The sequence below is a fragment of the Streptomyces sp. Mut1 genome, assembly GCF_030719295.1.
Taxonomy (GTDB): Bacteria; Actinomycetota; Actinomycetes; order Streptomycetales; family Streptomycetaceae; genus Streptomyces; species Streptomyces castrisilvae.
Window position 1 is genome coordinate 1,517,646 of the sequence record NZ_CP120997.1, and the last position, 16,138, is coordinate 1,533,783.

Here is a 16,138-nt window from a genome sequence, read left to right on the forward strand (position 1 = left end):
TGCACCGGTGTCCGCAGGCAGCGCGCTCCGGCCGGGACCAATCGGCCGAAGCGGCGCATCACCTCACATCAGGGGCGTGAGGAAGCGGCGCAGGGTCTCTTCGTAGTGGGCCGGGTCGGCGTTCCACATCGACGCATGCGGAGCCCCGGCCACGGTGTGCAGGGCGATCAGTTCGGGGCGGCGGGCGGCGAGCCGGCGGGAGTGCAGCCAGGGGGCCAGCGTGTCGTCGGGGCCGTGGAAGATCAGCGTCGGGGTGTGCAGGGTCGCGGGCAGGGTGGTGTCCAGAAGCCTGGCCCCGTGCAGCCCGGTCTGTCCCTGGGCGGCGCGCACGGCGAGCGGCAGCAGCGCGGCGGGGACGCCGCGGGCGGAGGCGAGGCTGCGCAGGGTGGTGGCCCAGTCCAGCACCGGGGAGTCGAGGACGAGGCCGCAGATCCGGTCCCGGAGCGCGGAGCCGACGCAGGCGTGCAGGGCCATGGAGGCGCCGGTGGACCAGCCGTGCAGGACGACCTGCTCGGCGCCGTTGCGGACGGCGAAGCGGATGGCGGCGTCCAGGTCGCGCCACTCGGACTCGCCGAGGTGGCCGCGGCCGTCCGGGGAGCGGGGCGCGCCCGGGTCGCCGCGGTGGGCGAGGTTGAGCACGGGCAGCTGCTGTCCGTGCAGGAAGCCCATGATGTTGAGGGGCTGTTCGCGGGTGGCGCCGATGCCGTGCACGATGATGACCCAGGTGGAGCGGGGGGCCGGTACGTACCAGGCGGGCAGTGCGCCGAGTTCGCCGGGGATCTCCACCTCGCGGAAGGCGAGGCCGAGCGCGGTCTCCGGGTCGCCGGTGTGGACCTGGGGCGTCATGCGGACCTTGTCGCCGGGCGCCAGGATGCCGTGGTCGACGCGTTCCAGCCGGCGTACGACGGTGTCGGCGGCCTGGTGGGCGCGGTCGATCACGGGGCCGACGACGGCGTGGACGTCCTTGCCGGTCAGCCCGTAGACGCCGGGGCGCAGCGAGGTGAGCGACCGGGTCAGGGTGATCTGTCCGGCCGCTGTCGCGTGCACGGTGAGTTCACGGTCGGCGGGCAGGGGGCGTCCGGGCGGTGTCCTGAGGGCGCGGTCGCCGGCGAACCGGCCGACCGCGACCGCTGCCGCTCCGGCGCCGATGAGTGTGGTGACGGCCAGTGCCGTCGCTGTTACCGGGCGCACGTCATCAGTCTCGGGGCCGGGGCGGCACGATGCCAGTGGACAGGGCCGTCCGGTGGCCGGACGGGTGCGGACTCAACCCCGTCGGCGCTGCCCGTACCCCTTGAGCGCCTCGCCCACCTCGTCCAGCTGGTCCGGTGTGAGCAGGGCCGGGGAGCGGCCGGGCACGGAACTGGCGGTGAGCCAGACGCGGCAGAGCCATTCGAGCTGGGCGGTGCGGTCGTACGCCTCGTCGAGCGTGGCGCCGTAGGTGACCGTGCCGTGGTTGGCGAGCAGGCAGCCGGTGCGGTCGCGCAGGGCGGTGAGCATGTTCTCGGCCAGTTCGACGGTGCCGTATCTGGCGTAGGGCGCGACCCGGACGGTGCCGCCGAGGACGGCCGCGGCGTAGTGGACGGTGGGGACCTCGGTGACGAGCGTGGAGACGGCGGTGGCGTGCACCGCGTGGGTGTGCACGACGGCGGTCGCCCCGGTGTTCCGGTAGACGGCGAGGTGGAGGGGGAGTTCGCTGGTGGGGGCCAGCTCGCCGAGTATCTGGTTGCCTTCCGGATCGACGCCGACCGCGTCCTCGGGGCGGAGCCGTTCGTAGGGCACTCCGCTGGGGGTGACGAGCACGGTGTCGCCGACCCGCGCGGAGACGTTTCCGGAGGTCCCGACGACCAGCCCTTCGGCCGCCGTTCTGCGGGCCGTGGCGACGACCGCTTCCCATGCCTGTGCGATCGCGTCCCGGTCACTCATACGAAGATCCTTTCGATGGATGAGCGGCCCGCTCCGGATGGGGTCACCGCAACGCCCTGCTCAGTTCATCTTCCGTTCACTCAAGTTGCCTACGTTCCACGTGCCAATGACGTCGAACGATTGCCTGGGTAAATGGAACACATCACGCTGCTGCTCGCGATAGTGATCGTGACAGCTCTAGTGTTCGATTTCACGAACGGTTTCCACGACACCGCCAACGCGATGGCCACCACCATCTCGACCGGCGCACTCAAACCCAAGACGGCGGTCGCGATGTCCGCCGTTCTCAATCTGGTCGGCGCGTTCCTGTCCGTGGAGGTCGCCAAGACGATCTCCGGCGGGATCGTCAATGAGAACGGCCTCAGAACCGAGGTCATCTTCGCGGCGCTCGTCGGCGCCATCCTGTGGAATCTTCTGACCTGGCTGGTCGGGCTCCCGTCCAGCTCCTCCCACGCACTGTTCGGCGGCCTCATCGGCGCCGCGGTGATGTCCGCCGGCTGGTCGTCGGTCAACGGCGGCACCGTCGTCACCAAGGTGCTGCTGCCCGCCGTCGCCGCCCCGATCGTGGCCGGTCTGGCCGCGCTGCTGGCCACCCGGCTGACGTACCGGATCGGCGGGAAGATCCGGAACGACGCCCAGGAGAAGGCGACCGCCAAGGGCTACCGGGCCGGCCAGATCGCGTCGGCCGGGCTCGTCTCGCTCGCCCACGGCACCAACGACGCGCAGAAGACGATGGGCATCATCACCCTGGCCCTCGTCACCGGCGGCGTCCTCTCCCCCGGCTCCAACCCACCGGTCTGGGTCATCGTCAGCGCCGGCCTGGCCATCGCGATGGGCACCTACCTGGGCGGCTGGCGCATCATCCGCACCATGGGCAGCGGCCTGACCGAGCTGAAGCCGCCGCAGGGCTTCGCCGCCCAGACCGGCGCGGCCACCGTCATCCTGGCCTCCTCGCACCTCGGCTTCTCCCTCTCCACCACCCAGTCCTGCTCCGGCGCCGTGATGGGCGCGGGCCTCGGCCGCAAGGGAGGCGTGGTCCGCTGGTCCACCGCCACCCGGATGTTCATCGCCTGGGGACTGACCCTGCCGGCCGCGGGACTGGTCGGCGCGGGCGCGGAGTTCCTCACGAAGCAGGGCACCTGGGGCGTCGTGGTCGTCGCGGCCCTGCTGGTCGCCGGCTCCGGCACGATCTGGGTGCTCTCCCGCCGTAAGCCCGTCGGCCACGGCGATGTCGCGCCCGGCTCCGGGGACGGGATCGCGGCCGAACCCGCGGGCGTCGTCACCACCGCCATCGCGGCCGTCAGCCCGCCGCCCACCATCGCCGCCCAGGCCCACGACCTCACCGCCACCATCCCGGCCCCCGCGGCACCCGTCGCCGATCCTCCCCGGCCCGCCACGGTCTGAGCGACCCGGCACTCATCCCGGTACTCCGGTACTCGGTAAGGACACTCCGCATGAACATCGACTGGGCAGCCCTGGGAACCGTCTTCGGCGTCTCCCTCGTCACCACCGTCGCTCTGGTGGGCCTCTTCACCCTCGGCATCGTCGGCCTCTCCAAGCAGCCCGAGCCTGCCACGCGGGGCGGCCGGGCGGGCACCTCGCTCCTGCTGGCCCGCGCCGGCGCGTACGTCTGCTTCGGGCTGTGCGCGGCGGCGGTCGCGTACGGCATCTATCTGATCGTCGCCTGACACCTCCTCCCCCTCGCATCGGGCCGGACGCACCTCGTGCGCTTCCGGCCCGATGTGCGTCTGCGCACACTGCGCCGTCGCAGGTCAACAGCAAGTTGACGGGCGTTCGCGGGGCGTGGTGGACTGCCGGAGCCATTACGGCGACAGCAGAGGAAGCCGGTGCGAATCCGGCGCGGTCCCGCCACTGTCACCGGGGAGCGGTCCCCACCACCGCACGTCACGGCCCGCCGAGGCGGACTGGAAGACCGGGGAAACCGCCGATCCGGAAGCCAGGAGACTCTCGCCGCCGTCACGTCGAACCAGGGCGCGGACCCTGAGTGAGGACATATCGCCATGCCCGGCTGCCGTGCGACCGTTCCCCCGCCGCCCCCGCGGGCGGCTGCCCGTACGAAGGTCCTCCGAGGCGTGACGGCCGGCTGAACCGTGCGTGCCGATCGCATCTACGCGTACGGCGCCACGGCCGGTCTGATCGGCGATCTGCTGCTCGGTGACCCCCGCAGGGGGCACCCGGTCGCCGCCTTCGGGCGGGCCGCGGCAGGCGTCGAACACCGGCTCTGGCGCGACCACCGGGGCTGGGGCGCACTGCACACCCTGCTCTGCGCCGGAGGCGCCGCCGGGAGCGCCGCGCTGGCCGCCCGCGCCCTGCGCCGCCACCCCGCCGCGTCCGTAGCCCTGACCGCCGCCGCCACCTGGTCCGTCGTCGGCGGTACGTCTCTGGGGCGCGAGGCGCGGTCCATCGGCGCGGCCCTCGCGGCGGGCGATGTCGAGCTGGCCCGGGAGCGGCTGCCGCATCTGTGCGGGCGCGACCCGCAGTCCCTGGACGCCCCGCAGATCGCCCGCGCCGTCGTGGAGTCCGTCGCCGAGAACACCTCCGACGCCGTGGTCGGCGCCCTGGTGTGGGGCGCCCTGGGCGGCGTCCCCGGGCTCGTCGGCTTCCGCGCCGCCAACACGCTGGACGCGATGGTCGGCCACAAGTCGCCCCGCTACCGGCGTTACGGCTGGGCATCGGCCCGGCTGGACGACCTCGCGGGCTGGCCGGGCGCCCGGCTGACGGCCCTGCTCGCCGTGGCCGCCGGGGGCCGGCCGCGAGAAGCGGTACGCGCCTGGCGGGCGGACGCGGCCCAGCACCCCAGCCCCAACGCGGGGCCGGTGGAGGCCTCGTTCGCCGGCGCGCTCGGCGTACGGCTCGGCGGCACCCTCGCCTACGGCGGGCGGATCGAACACCGGCCGGTGCTCAACGGCGGTTCCGGCCGCGCGGTGGAGACCGGCGACATCGAACGCGCCGTGCGCCTCTCGCGCCGGGTGGGCGTGCTGGCCCTCGGGGTCAGCGTGGCGGCCCGGCTGGGCGCGGGGGCGGCCGCGCGACGGATCTCGGGAGCGGGGCGGGGCCCAGGCCCCCACGCGCCCGGACGGACCTCTGGACGGAGAACGGGATGAGCGGTGGACTGCTGGTCGCCGGAACCACGTCGGACGCGGGCAAGAGCGTCGTCACCGCCGGGATCTGCCGCTGGCTGGTGCGCCGGGGGGTGAAGGTCGCCCCGTTCAAGGCGCAGAACATGTCGCTGAACTCCTTCGTCACCCGCGAGGGCGCCGAGATCGGGCGCGCCCAGGCGATGCAGGCCCAGGCCGCCCGGGTGGAGCCGACCGCCCTGATGAACCCGGTCCTCCTCAAGCCCGGCGGCGACCGCTCCAGCCAGGTCGTCCTGATGGGACGGCCCGTCGGTGAGATGAGCGCCCGCGGCTACCACGGCGGCCGGCAGGAGAAGCTCCTGTCCACCGTCGTCGACTGCCTGGAGCAGCTCCGGGGCACGTACGACGCGGTGATCTGCGAGGGGGCGGGCAGTCCGGCCGAGATCAACCTGCGGCGCACGGACATCGTGAACATGGGCATCGCACGGGCGGCGCGCTTCCCGGTGGTGGTCGTCGGGGACATCGACCGCGGCGGGGTCTTCGCCTCGTTCTTCGGGACGACCGCGCTGCTGGCGCCCGAGGACCAGGAGCTGATCGCGGGCTATCTGGTCAACAAGTTCCGCGGCGACGTCTCGCTGCTCGAACCGGGCCTCGACATGCTGCGCGATCTGACGGGCCGCCCCACCTACGGGGTGCTGCCCTTCGCGCACGGCCTCGGCATCGACGAGGAGGACGGCCTCCGTGTGTCGCTGCGCGGCACCGTGCGCGAGTCGGCCGTCGCCCCGCCGCACGGCGAGGACATCCTGCGCGTCGCCGTGTGCGCGGTGCCGCTGATGTCCAACTTCACCGATGTGGACGCGCTGGCCGCCGAACCGGGCGTCGTCGTGCGGTTCGTGGACCGGGCCGAGGAGCTTGCCGACGCCGACCTCGTCATCGTGCCCGGCACCCGGGGCACCGTGAAGGCGCTCGCCTGGCTGTGCGAGCGGGGCCTCGCCGACGCGCTGCGGCGGCGCGCCGCCGAAGGCCGCCCGGTGCTCGGCATCTGCGGCGGCTACCAGATCCTCGGCGAGCACATCGAGGACGAGGTGGAGTCGCGCGCCGGGCAGGTCGACGCGCTGGGCCTGCTGCCCGTACGCGTGCGGTTCGACCGCGAGAAGACCCTCGCCCGGCCGGCCGGTGAGGCGCTCGGCGCACCGGTCGAGGGGTACGAGATCCACCACGGCGTCGCCGATGTGCGCGGCGGCGAACCGTTCCTCACGGACGGGCGGGGCACACCGCTGGACGGCTGCCGCTCCGGGGCCGTGTGGGGCACCCACTGGCACGGCTCGCTGGAGAGCGACGCGTTCCGCCGCCGGTTCCTGACCGAGACCGCCCGGCTCACCGGCCGCCGCTTCGTGCCCGCCCCGGACACCTGCTTCGCCGCGCTGCGCGAGGAACAGCTCGACCGCCTGGGCGACCTGATCGAGGAACACGCCGACACCGACGCGCTGTGGCGGCTCATCGAGTCGGGCGCGCCGGCCGGGCTTCCGTTCATCCCGCCGGGCGCGCCCGCGGCGCCCGCAACCCCCGCCAAGGAGTGCATATGAGTACGCCTTACCCGTTCACCGCCATCGTCGGGCAGGACGATCTGCGGCTCGGTCTGCTGCTCAACGCGGTGAGCCCCGCGGTGGGCGGAGTCCTCGTACGCGGCGAGAAGGGCACCGCCAAGTCGACCGCCGTGCGCGCGCTGGCGGCGCTGATGCCCCAGGTCTCCGTCGTCCCCGGCTGCCGGTTCTCCTGCGACCCCGTTTCGCCCGACCCGGCGTGTCCGGACGGACCCCACGAGGACGTCTCCGGCGTGTCGCGGCCGGCCCGGACCGTGGAGCTGCCCGTCGGCGCTTCCGAGGACCGGCTCGTCGGGGCGCTCGACATCGAACGGGCGCTCTCGGAGGGCGTGAAGGCCTTCGAACCGGGGCTGCTCGCCGACGCCCACCGCGGAATCCTGTACGTGGACGAGGTCAACCTCCTCCACGACCACCTGGTCGACCTGCTGCTGGACGCGGCAGCGATGGGCGCCTCGTACGTGGAGCGCGAAGGTGTCTCCGTACGGCATGCGGCGCGGTTCCTGCTCGTCGGCACGATGAACCCCGAAGAGGGCGAACTGCGCCCGCAGTTGCTCGACCGGTTCGGGCTGACCGTCGAGGTCGCCGCGTCCCGGGAGACCGACCAGCGGGTGGAGGTGGTGCGGCGGCGCCTCGCGTACGACGACGACCCGGCGGCCTTCGCGGCGCGCTGGGCCGACGAGGAGGCCCGGTTGCGGGCCCGGATCGTGGCCGCGCGGGCGCTGCTGCCCGAAGTCCGGCTCGGTGACAAGGCGTTGCGGCAGATCGCGGCGACCTGCGCGGCCTTCGAGGTCGACGGGATGCGTGCCGACATCGTGATGGCCAGGACCGCCACCGCGCTGGCCGCGTGGGCGGGCCGCACCGATGTGCTCGCCGAGGACGTCCGGCAGGCGGCACTGCTCGCGCTCCCGCACAGGCGCCGGCGCAATCCGTTCGACGCGCCGGGGCTCGACGAGGACAAGCTGGACGACACGCTGGAGGAGAACGGCGGCGGGGACGAGGACCCGGAGCCGGACGGGCCCGGTGACGGCGGTGGCGACGGAGGCGGCGGTGGCCTGCCGCCGCGGGGGGACGGCCCCGACACGCCGCCCCCGCCCGCGGACAGCGCCGACGACACGCCCGGCCGGCCCGAATCCGAGCCGTCCGGCCCCGCTCCCTCGGTGCCCGGCCAGGGCGGCGAGCAGCAGCCCGTACGGGCCGGTGAGCCGTTCCGTACGAAGATGCTGAGCGTGCCCGGTCTCGGCGAGGGCGCGGCGGGGCGGCGGTCCCGGGCGCGCACCGAGCACGGGCGGACGACCGGTGCGCGGCGGCCGCGGGGTGCGCTGACCAAGCTGCATCTGGCCGCGACCGTGCGGGCCGCCGCCCCGCACCAGCGGGCCAGGGGCCGGTCCGGGCGGGGGCTCGTGGTGCGGCGGGACGATCTGCGGCAGGCGACGCGGGAGGGGCGCGAGGGCAACCTCGTGCTGTTCGTCGTGGACGCGTCCGGTTCGATGGCCGCCCGGCAGCGGATGGGCGCCGTGAAGGGCGCGGTGCTGTCCCTGCTGATGGACGCCTACCAGCGGCGCGACAAGGTCGGGCTGGTCACCTTCCGGGGCCGGGACGCCGAGCTGGCGCTGCCGCCGACCTCGTCCGTGGACGCGGCGGCCGCCCGGCTGGAGACGCTGCCGACCGGCGGGCGGACCCCGGTGGCCGCCGGGCTGCTGAAGGCCCATGACGTGCTGCGGGTGGAACGGCTGCGCGACCCGTCGAGGCGGGCGCTGCTGGTCGTGGTGACGGACGGGCGGGCGACCGGCGGGCCCGACCCGGTGGCACTGGCGGCGCGGGCCGCCCGGCTGCACGCGGCCGAGGGCACGGCGTCCGTCGTCGTGGACTGCGAGTCGGGTCCTGTGCGGCTCGGGCTCGCGGCGAGCCTCGCGGGCGAGCTGGGCGGCACCGCCGTCACGCTCGACGAGCTGCGCGCCGAATCGATCGCCGGGCTCGTCAAGGACGTCCGGGGCGCGGGCCCCGGGAACAGCGACAGGAGGGCCGCGTAATGCCGCAGGGACAGCCGGAGAGCGTGCCGGACGACGGACTCACCACCCGGCAGCGGCGCAACCGCCCGCTGCTGATGGTGCACACCGGCGTCGGCAAGGGGAAGTCGACGGCGGCCTTCGGGCTCGCGCTGCGCGCCTGGAATCAGGGCTGGCCCATCGGCGTCTTCCAGTTCGTGAAGTCGGCGAAGTGGAAGGTCGGCGAGGAGAACGCCCTGAAGGTGCTCGGCGCCGGCAGCGAGGGCGGGTCCGTCGACTGGCACAAGATGGGCGAGGGCTGGTCCTGGGTCCAGCGCGACGACCAGCAGGACAACGAGACGAAGGCCCGCGAGGGCTGGGAACAGGTCAAGCGCGACCTGGCCGCCGAGACGTACCGGCTGTACGTGCTCGACGAGTTCGCCTACCCGCTGCACTGGGGGTGGATCGACACCGACGAGGTCGTCCGGGTGCTGCGCGACCGGCCCGGCAACCAGCACGTGGTGATCACCGGCCGCAACGCGCCCGCCGCGCTGCTCGAAGCGGCGGACCTGGTGACGGACATGTCGAAGGTCAAGCACCCGATGGACGCCGGGCAGAAGGGCCAGAGGGGCATCGAGTGGTGAATGTGCCACGCCTGGTCATCGCCGCTCCCTCGTCGGGCAGCGGCAAGACCACCGTCGCGACGGGGCTGATGGCCGCGTTCGCCGCGCGCGGGATCGCCGTGTCCGGGCACAAGGTGGGCCCCGACTACATCGACCCCGGCTTCCACACCCTGGCCACCGGGCGGCCGGGCCGCAATCTCGACGCGTACATGTGCGGGCCCGATCTGGTCGCACCGCTGTTCGCCCACGGGGCGCAGGGGTGCGGGCTTGCCGTCGTCGAGGGCGTGATGGGGCTGTACGACGGGGCGTCGGGCCTCGGCGAGCTGGCCTCGACCGCGCACGTGGCGAAGCTGCTGCGGGCCCCGGTGGTGCTGATCGTGGACGCGTCCTCGCAGTCCCGGTCGGTGGCGGCCCTGGTGCACGGCTTCGCCTCGTGGGACACCGGGGTGCGGATCGGCGGGGTGATCCTCAACAAGGTCGGCTCCGACCGGCACGAGGCGCTGCTCCGGGAGGCGCTGGAGGAGTCCGGGGTGCCGGTGCTGGGGGCGCTGCGGCGGGCCGAAGGGGTGTCGGTGCCTTCGCGGCACCTGGGGCTCGTGCCGGTGGCGGAGCGGCGTGCCGACGCGGTGGCCGCTGTCGCGGCGATGGCGGGGCAGGTGGCGGCTGGGTGCGATCTGGAGGGGCTGTTGGCGTTGGCGCGGTCCGCCGGGCCCCTGTCGGGTGAGGTCTGGGGGGCCGGCGAGGCGGTGGGCGGCGCCTTCGGTGGGAGTGCTGTTCCCCTCCCCGCCCCTTCCCGTAACCGGGACTCCGCCCCGGACCCCGCTCCTCGAACGCCGGAGGGGCTGGAGCGGGCTCCGGCGGGGCTGGAACGGGCGCCGAGGGGGCTGGGTTCGGCTCCGGAGGGGCTGGAGGGGGCTTCGGCGGGGCGGCCTGTCGTCGCTGTTGCCGGTGGGGCCGCCTTCACGTTCTCCTACGCCGAGAACACCGAGCTGCTCGCCGCTGCCGGGGCCGAGGTCGTGGTGTTCGATCCGTTGCGGGACGAGGCGTTGCCCGAGGGGACCCGGGGGCTCGTGATCGGGGGCGGGTTTCCGGAGGTGTACGCGCCCGAACTGTCGGCCAACGAGCCTTTGCGCAAGGCCGTGGCGGAGCTGGCGGAATCGGGGGCGCCGGTCGCCGCCGAGTGCGCGGGGCTGTTGTATCTGGCGCGGTCGCTGGACGGGCTGCCGATGTGCGGGGTCCTCGACGCCGAGGCGCGGATGTCGAAGCGGCTGACGCTCGGTTACCGGGACGCCGTGGCGCTCGTGGACAACGTGCTGGCACCGGCCGGGGCGCGGATGCGGGGGCACGAGTTCCACCGTTCCGTGCTGGAACCGGGTGCGGGCGAGGATCCGGCCTGGGGCATGCACCGGCCCGAGCGGCGCGTGGAAGGGTTCGTCCGGCGGGGGGTGCACGCCAGCTATCTGCACACCCACTGGGCCTCGGCGCCCGGCGCGGCGCTGCGGTTCGTCGAGCGGTGCCGGGGGTGAGCCGGTCACTGGGCGAGGCCCACCACCAGCCAGATGAAGCCCACTCCGGTCATCGTGCACAGCAGGGTGGAGCGGGCCGGGTGGTCGTGGTGCGCCTCGGGCAGGATCTCGGCGGCGGCGAGGTAGAGCAGGGCGCCGCCGAAGAAGCCGAGATAGCAGCCGAGGAGTTCCTCCGGAAGGGTGAACAGAAGCGTCGTCGCCGCCCCGACGACGGGCGCCGCCGCGTCCGCGTACAGCATCGTCAGGGCCCTGCGGCGGGCGTTCCCGTACAGGCTGGTGATCGTGTACGTGTTGAAGCCGTCGGCGAAGTCGTGCGTGATCACGGCGAGGGCGACCGCCGCCCCCATGCCGCCGCCGACCTGGAAGGCCGCGCCGAGCGCCACCCCGTCCATCAGGCTGTGGCCGACCATCGCGGCCGCCGCCGTCAGCCCGACCTGCGGGACCCGCTCCTCCGCCGCGCCGTGTGCCGCCTGGCGCACCGCGAGCAGCCGCTCCACCAGGTGGGCGACGAGGAAGCCGCCCACGAACAGCAGCAGCGCCGCCGGTACGCCGAAGACGAGGCCGCCCGCGGCCTCCACCGCCTCCGGCAGCAGGTCCAGGCCGACCACGCCGAGCATCAGCCCGCCGGCGAAACCGAGGACCAGGTGGCGGCGGTCGCTGACGCGCTGGGCGACCCAGCCGCCGGCCAGGGTCATCAGGAACGCGCCGAGCGCGACGAACACCGCCATGCGCTCTTGCTAGCCGATGCACCCAGGTCCCCGCATCTCAGCCGTCCGCCCGAGCCGGTCGCGGGAGACCCGGCGGCCGGCCGCCTCGTCGTCGGCGTCGGCGCGTCCCGGGGCGTGTCCGAGGACGAGGTGACCGGGCTGGTCCTCGATGCCCTGCGCGCGGCGGGGCTCTCGCCGCGCGAGGTCGTGGAGTTGGCGACCGTCGACGCGAAGGCCGGGGAACCGGGGGTCGCCGCCGCCGCCGCCCGGCTCGGCGTCCCACTGCGTACCCACCCGGCCGAGGTGCTGGCCCGTATCGAGGTGCCGCACCCCTCCGGCGCACCGCTCCGCGCCGTCGGCACCGGATCGGTCGCCGAGGCCGCGGCACTCGCCGGCGGCGGCCAACTCCTCGTCCCCAAACGCAAGTCGGCACCCGGCGGCGGGCGCCCGCCCATGGCCACCTGCGCGGTCGTGCGCCGGCCCCTCCGGACCGTTGCGTGAAACCCGGTGCGAGGCGCATAGTCGTCCTGCCGGACTTGACCCCCGACGACGGCCATCACCCCCACACCCACCCCCCATGGCGGTCATGCACACTCCCACTGAGAGTCCCGACGCGACAGGCGCGGGCGCGCACGATCTGCGTCATCACGGCGACGCGGAAGTACGGGGACAGGACCGGGATCTGACCGATCTCGCCGTCAACGTACGGGCCGGTACCCCGCCGGCCTGGCTGAAGGAGCGGATAGCCGCCTCGCTGGCCACGCTCGCCGCGTACCCGGACGGGCGTCAGGCGCGCGCGGCGGTCGCCGCGCGGCACGGACTGCCGCCCGAACGACTCCTGTTGACGGCCGGCGCGGCGGAGGCGTTCGTGCTGATCGCGCGCGCCCTGCCGGCCCGGCGGCCGTACGTGGTCCATCCGCAGTTCACCGAGCCGGAGGCGGCGCTGCGCGCGGCCGGGCACGACGTGGGGCGGGTGCTGCTGCGCCCCGAGGACGGCTTCCGGCTGGACCCGGCGGACGTGCCCGCCGAAGCGGACCTGGTCGTCGTCGGCAATCCGACCAACCCGACCTCCGTCCTGCATCCCGTCGGCGTCCTGGAACGGCTGGCCCGCCCCGGGCGGACCCTGGTGGTCGACGAGGCGTTCATGGACGCGGTCCCGGGCGAGCGCGAGGCGCTGTGCGGGCGTACGGACATCCCGGGGCTCGTCGTCCTGCGCAGCCTCACCAAGACGTGGGGGCTCGCTGGGCTCCGCGTCGGATACGTGGCGGCCGCGCCGGAGACCATCCGCACCCTGGAGGAGGCGCAGCCCCTGTGGCCTGTCTCGTCCCCGGCGCTGGCCGCGGCGGAGGCGTGCGTGGAGCCCCGGGCGCTGGCCGAGGCGGCCGCGGCGGCCGACCGGATCGCGGTCGACCGGGCCCATCTGGTCGCCGGCCTGCGGGAGTTCTCCGAGATCCGGGTGGTGGAGCCGGCCGAGGGGCCGTTCGTACTGGTCCGCCTCGAAGGGGCCGCGGAGATACGGGAACGGCTGCGGATGCTGGGCTTCGCGGCGCGGCGCGGCGATACGTTTCCCGGGCTCGGCACCGAGTGGCTGCGGTTGGCGGTGCGCGACCGTACGACGACGAATCGCTTCCTCCAGGCACTCGACCTGGCCCTCCAGGCACTGACGGTGGCGGGGCGGTAGCCGACTGCCTTGCGGGGTGGGCGGCGCCCGGGTGGTGAGCGGCGCTCTGCTTGTGGGGCGGCGCCCGGGTAGGTGTGCGGTGCTCTGCTTGTGGGGCGGCGCCCGGGCGGTGAGCGGTGCTCTGCTCCCGGAGCGCCAGCCCTTGTGGTGAGCGGTGCTCTGCATGCGGGACGGCGCTCGGGTAGGTGTGCGGTGCTCTGCCTGTGGGGCGGCGCCCGGATAGTGAGCGGTGCTCCGATCCTGGAGCGGCAGCCCTCGAGATGATCGGTGCTCCGTATCTGGGTCGGCGCACACACGCGTGAGCGGTGCCCCGCGTCCGGAGCACCGCTCACCACCCCCGCTTTCCTCCCCGCTCCCCCGCTCCCCCGCTCCCCCGCTCCCCGTTCTCCTCCCCCGCCCCCGGTCCCCCCGTTCCCCCCGGCTTCGTCAGCCGCGCGCGCGGCGCCTGGTCACGACCATCGCGGCGGCGCCGGCCGCCAGCAGAAGGGCCGCGCCGCCCGCGATGTACGGGGTGCTGGAGCTGCTGCCCGTCTCCGCGAGGTCGCCGGTCGCGGCGGCGGGCGCCCGGTCCGTGCCGGTCTGGGTCTTCACGTCGCCGCCACCGTCGTCGTCCCCGGTGTCACCGGCCGTGTCGCCGGCCGTGTCCCCGCCCCCCGTGGAGCCGCCGTTGCCGGTGTCGCCGCCTCCGGTCGCACCGCCGTTCCCGGAGCCGCCGTCGGTCGAACCACCCCCGGTGGAACCGCCGTTGCCGCCGCCTCCGTTCTCACCGCCGCCGTTCTCACCGCCTCCATTCTCACCGCCGCCGTTGCCGCCACCCCCGCTGTGACCGTGGCCCGGCTTCGGGGTCTCGCAGGTCGCCTCGGCGAGCGTGACCTCGCCCTCGACCTCCGCGACGTTCAGGTGGAGCGGGTTGACGGAGACCTTCAGCCGGAGCGCCACCGCCGCGGCCGTGCGTGACGTGGTCTCCGTCTTCGACAGGTCGAGGGTCACGTCGCCGACCTCCGGCACCGCGACCCGCGTGGTGCCGTCCGCGGTGAGCGTGACGCGCTTGCCGAGCACCGTGACATGCCCGAGCACATTGGACTCGGCGACCGGCTCGGCGCCCACCTCGCACACCGCCTTGGAGGTGACCTTCTCCACCTCGATCAGCGACAGCGCGGCGAGTCCGGGCACGTGGACCCGCGCCTTCGCCAGGTTGCTGTAGCCCTCGGCGCGGTGCTCGTCGACGGTCGCCTTCGCGGTGGCCACGTCGGCCCGCAGGATGTCGACCGGCTTTCCCTGGTCCACGCCGTCGAGCCGCACGCTGAGCGCGGTCCGCTCGGCGCTGCGCGGAGCCTGGACCTCGTTGAGCGTGGCCTTCAACGGCACGTCGACCGTCTTGTTCAGGAGGGAGACGTCGAGCGCGGTGCGGAGCACGACCGCACTCGCCTTCCCGTCGCCGCCGGCCGTGGCGGTGGTCGCGGTGGCGGCGTGAGCCGGAACGGTGACCAGCAGGGCGACGGGAGCCGCGGCGACCGCCAGGGCGGCGAGGCGGAAGGTGTTGCTGTTCAAGATGGTGGAACCCCCACAAGAGACATGGAGCCACCGGCGCCGTCCAATGGGGGACATCGCGGGCACCGGTGGCCTCGACTCCGTGAATCTTTACGCACAGAGGGTGAACTGGCGGACACCTGAGGTGAGTTCACTCCAAAGGGGGGTTTCCGCCCCTGTATTCGAATATTCCGGCACGTGTGCGTGTCACGTTCACCCGAACCGCTGAGCTTCACTGCGTTTCGGGACGCGCACGAGCGGCGCACGGCCACCACCTCCCGCGCGGGCGGAAGGGGTTCAACGAGCGGGCCACCCCGGAGTCACTGCCGGTCAACCCCGTGCGTCAGCCGATCACGCGTCCGTTCAGGACCACCCGGCGCGGCCCCGCCAGCACGCGGACGTCGGCCCGGGGGTCCTCGTCGTACACCACGAGGTCGGCCGGCGCCCCCTCCTCCAGGCCCGGCCTGCCCAGCCACGCGCGGGCGCCCCAGGTCGTCGCCGACAGCGCCTGGAGGGGCGGGATGCCCGCCTTGACCAGCTCCGCGACCTCGTCGGCCACCAGCCCGTGCGCCAGCACCCCGCCCGCGTCGGTGCCGACGAACACCGGCACCCCGGCGTCGTAGGCGGCGCGCACGGTGTCGTAGCGGCGTTCGTGCAGCCGGCGCATATGGGCGGACCAGCGCGGGAACTTGGCCTCGCCGCCCAGCGCCAGGGAGGGGAAGGTGGCGATGTTGACCAGGGTCGGGACGATCGCCACGCCGCGCTCCGCGAAGAGCGGAATGGTCTCCTCGGTCAGCCCCGTTGCGTGCTCCACGCAGTCGATGCCGGCCTCCACGAGGTCGCGCAGCGAGTCCTCGGCGAAGCAGTGCGCGGTGACCCGGGCGCCCAGCCGGTGGGCCTCGGCGATGGCCGCCTCGACCGCCTCGCGCGGCCAGCAGGCGGTCAGGTCGCCCACCTCCCGGTCGATCCAGTCGCCGACGAGCTTGACCCAGCCGTCGCCCCGGCGCGCCTCCTGGGCGACGTACGCCACGAGTTCGTCGGGCTCGATCTCGTAGGCGTAGTTACGGGTGTAGCGGCGGGGCCTGGCGATGTGGCGGCCGGCCCTGATGATCTTCGGCAGGTCCTCGCGGTCGTCGATCCACCGTGTGTCGGCGGGCGAGCCCGCGTCGCGCAGGAGCAGCGCGCCGGCCTCCCGGTCGTCCAGCGCCTGCCGCTCGGTGGTCGCCGTGTCGACGGCGCCGTGGTGGTCGAGGCCGACGTGGCAGTGGGCGTCGACCAGGCCGGGCAGCGCCCAGCCGGTGACGACGAGCGCGTCGTCCGCCCCGGGCGGCCGCTCGAAGGTGACACGGCCGCCGACCGCCCACAGCTCGTCCCTGACCTCATCGGGCCCGATGAGCACCCGCCCCTTCACATGCAGCACCCGTGGCGCCTCGTGATCACTCATGGACAGCACTGTACGAG

Annotated in this window: 12 protein-coding genes, 1 pseudogene and 1 riboswitch; of the genes and pseudogenes, 8 read left to right on the forward strand and 5 right to left on the reverse strand. The window is 74.2% G+C overall.

The features are described from left to right. Window positions 1–63: 63 nt before the first annotated feature. Together P8A18_RS06365 and P8A18_RS06370 are read right to left on the reverse strand one after the other, a co-directional pair. On the reverse strand, window positions 64–1,191 hold the full coding sequence (locus P8A18_RS06365) for an alpha/beta hydrolase (RefSeq protein ID WP_306052525.1): 1,128 nt from the start codon (window positions 1,189–1,191) through the stop codon (window positions 64–66). 72 nt (window positions 1,192–1,263) lie between these two features. Beyond that, a complete protein-coding gene (locus P8A18_RS06370) occupies window positions 1,264–1,923 on the reverse strand; it encodes a class II aldolase/adducin family protein (protein ID WP_306052527.1) in 660 nt (219 codons plus the stop codon). A 132-nt stretch (window positions 1,924–2,055) separates the two neighbouring features. Between P8A18_RS06370 and P8A18_RS06375 the strand changes: the two genes are divergently transcribed. From P8A18_RS06375 to P8A18_RS06405, 7 genes are all read left to right on the forward strand, one after another. Then, entirely contained in the window at window positions 2,056–3,327 is a 1,272-nt protein-coding gene (locus P8A18_RS06375; RefSeq protein WP_018553327.1) for an inorganic phosphate transporter, read from the forward strand. Window positions 3,328–3,377: 50 nt separating this feature from the next. Continuing rightward, a complete protein-coding gene (locus P8A18_RS06380) occupies window positions 3,378–3,611 on the forward strand; it encodes a hypothetical protein (protein ID WP_306052529.1) in 234 nt (77 codons plus the stop codon). Window positions 3,612–3,761: 150 nt separating this feature from the next. Further along, window positions 3,762–3,890: riboswitch (cobalamin riboswitch) on the forward strand. A 144-nt stretch (window positions 3,891–4,034) separates the two neighbouring features. Further along, a complete protein-coding gene (locus P8A18_RS06385; protein WP_306052531.1) occupies window positions 4,035–5,048 on the forward strand; it encodes a cobalamin biosynthesis protein in 1,014 nt (337 codons plus the stop codon). Continuing rightward, window positions 5,045–6,607, forward strand: coding sequence for a cobyric acid synthase (locus tag P8A18_RS06390; RefSeq protein ID WP_306052533.1), 1,563 nt, complete (start codon window positions 5,045–5,047; stop codon window positions 6,605–6,607). Before P8A18_RS06385 ends, P8A18_RS06390 begins: the two co-directional genes overlap by 4 nt. Continuing rightward, window positions 6,604–8,655, forward strand: coding sequence for a putative cobaltochelatase (locus tag P8A18_RS06395; protein WP_306052535.1), 2,052 nt, complete (start codon window positions 6,604–6,606; stop codon window positions 8,653–8,655). The genes P8A18_RS06390 and P8A18_RS06395 overlap by 4 nt, the downstream gene beginning before the upstream one ends. Then, window positions 8,655–9,254 carry a cob(I)yrinic acid a,c-diamide adenosyltransferase gene (gene cobO, locus P8A18_RS06400; protein ID WP_306052536.1) on the forward strand — a complete coding sequence of 200 codons (600 nt, stop codon included), beginning with the start codon at window positions 8,655–8,657 and terminating at the stop codon, window positions 9,252–9,254. The genes P8A18_RS06395 and cobO overlap by 1 nt, the downstream gene beginning before the upstream one ends. Next, window positions 9,248–10,759 (forward strand): cobyrinic acid a,c-diamide synthase CobB, encoded by a 1,512-nt coding sequence (locus P8A18_RS06405; protein WP_306052538.1) that lies wholly within the window; start codon window positions 9,248–9,250, stop codon window positions 10,757–10,759. Before cobO ends, P8A18_RS06405 begins: the two co-directional genes overlap by 7 nt. Before the next feature lie 5 nt (window positions 10,760–10,764). On the opposite strand, the gene P8A18_RS06410 is transcribed toward P8A18_RS06405, so the two are convergent. Beyond that, window positions 10,765–11,487, reverse strand: a complete 723-nt coding sequence (locus tag P8A18_RS06410) for a ZIP family metal transporter (protein ID WP_306052540.1) — start codon at window positions 11,485–11,487, stop codon at window positions 10,765–10,767. 138 nt (window positions 11,488–11,625) lie between these two features. Here P8A18_RS06410 and cobC point away from each other — a divergent pair. Continuing rightward, window positions 11,626–13,147 (forward strand): annotated as a pseudogene (gene cobC, locus P8A18_RS06420) (Rv2231c family histidinol phosphate aminotransferase CobC). Between the two features lie 426 nt (window positions 13,148–13,573). On the opposite strand, the gene P8A18_RS06425 reads toward cobC, so the two are convergent. Continuing rightward, the gene (locus P8A18_RS06425) at window positions 13,574–14,698 is read right to left on the reverse strand and encodes an SCO1860 family LAETG-anchored protein (protein ID WP_306052544.1); all 1,125 of its coding nucleotides are present in this window, start codon (window positions 14,696–14,698) and stop codon (window positions 13,574–13,576) included. A gap of 322 nt (window positions 14,699–15,020) precedes the next feature. Next, window positions 15,021–16,121 carry an amidohydrolase family protein gene (locus P8A18_RS06430; RefSeq protein ID WP_306052546.1) on the reverse strand — a complete coding sequence of 367 codons (1,101 nt, stop codon included), beginning with the start codon at window positions 16,119–16,121 and terminating at the stop codon, window positions 15,021–15,023. Window positions 16,122–16,138: the final 17 nt, after the last annotated feature.

What these genes read in the sequence shown, in the direction of transcription:
- cobO (WP_306052536.1), top strand. Translation starts at nt 8,655, where the DNA reads ATGCCGCAGGGACAGCCGGAGAGCGTGCCGGACGACGGACTCACCACC.
- P8A18_RS06410 (WP_306052540.1), bottom strand. Translation starts at nt 11,487, where the DNA reads ATGGCGGTGTTCGTCGCGCTCGGCGCGTTCCTGATGACCCTGGCCGGC.
- P8A18_RS06375 (WP_018553327.1), top strand. Translation starts at nt 2,056, where the DNA reads ATGGAACACATCACGCTGCTGCTCGCGATAGTGATCGTGACAGCTCTA.
- P8A18_RS06380 (WP_306052529.1), top strand. Translation starts at nt 3,378, where the DNA reads ATGAACATCGACTGGGCAGCCCTGGGAACCGTCTTCGGCGTCTCCCTC.
- P8A18_RS06430 (WP_306052546.1), bottom strand. Translation starts at nt 16,121, where the DNA reads ATGAGTGATCACGAGGCGCCACGGGTGCTGCATGTGAAGGGGCGGGTG.
- P8A18_RS06370 (WP_306052527.1), bottom strand. Translation starts at nt 1,923, where the DNA reads ATGAGTGACCGGGACGCGATCGCACAGGCATGGGAAGCGGTCGTCGCC.
- P8A18_RS06390 (WP_306052533.1), top strand. Translation starts at nt 5,045, where the DNA reads ATGAGCGGTGGACTGCTGGTCGCCGGAACCACGTCGGACGCGGGCAAG.
- P8A18_RS06395 (WP_306052535.1), top strand. Translation starts at nt 6,604, where the DNA reads ATGAGTACGCCTTACCCGTTCACCGCCATCGTCGGGCAGGACGATCTG.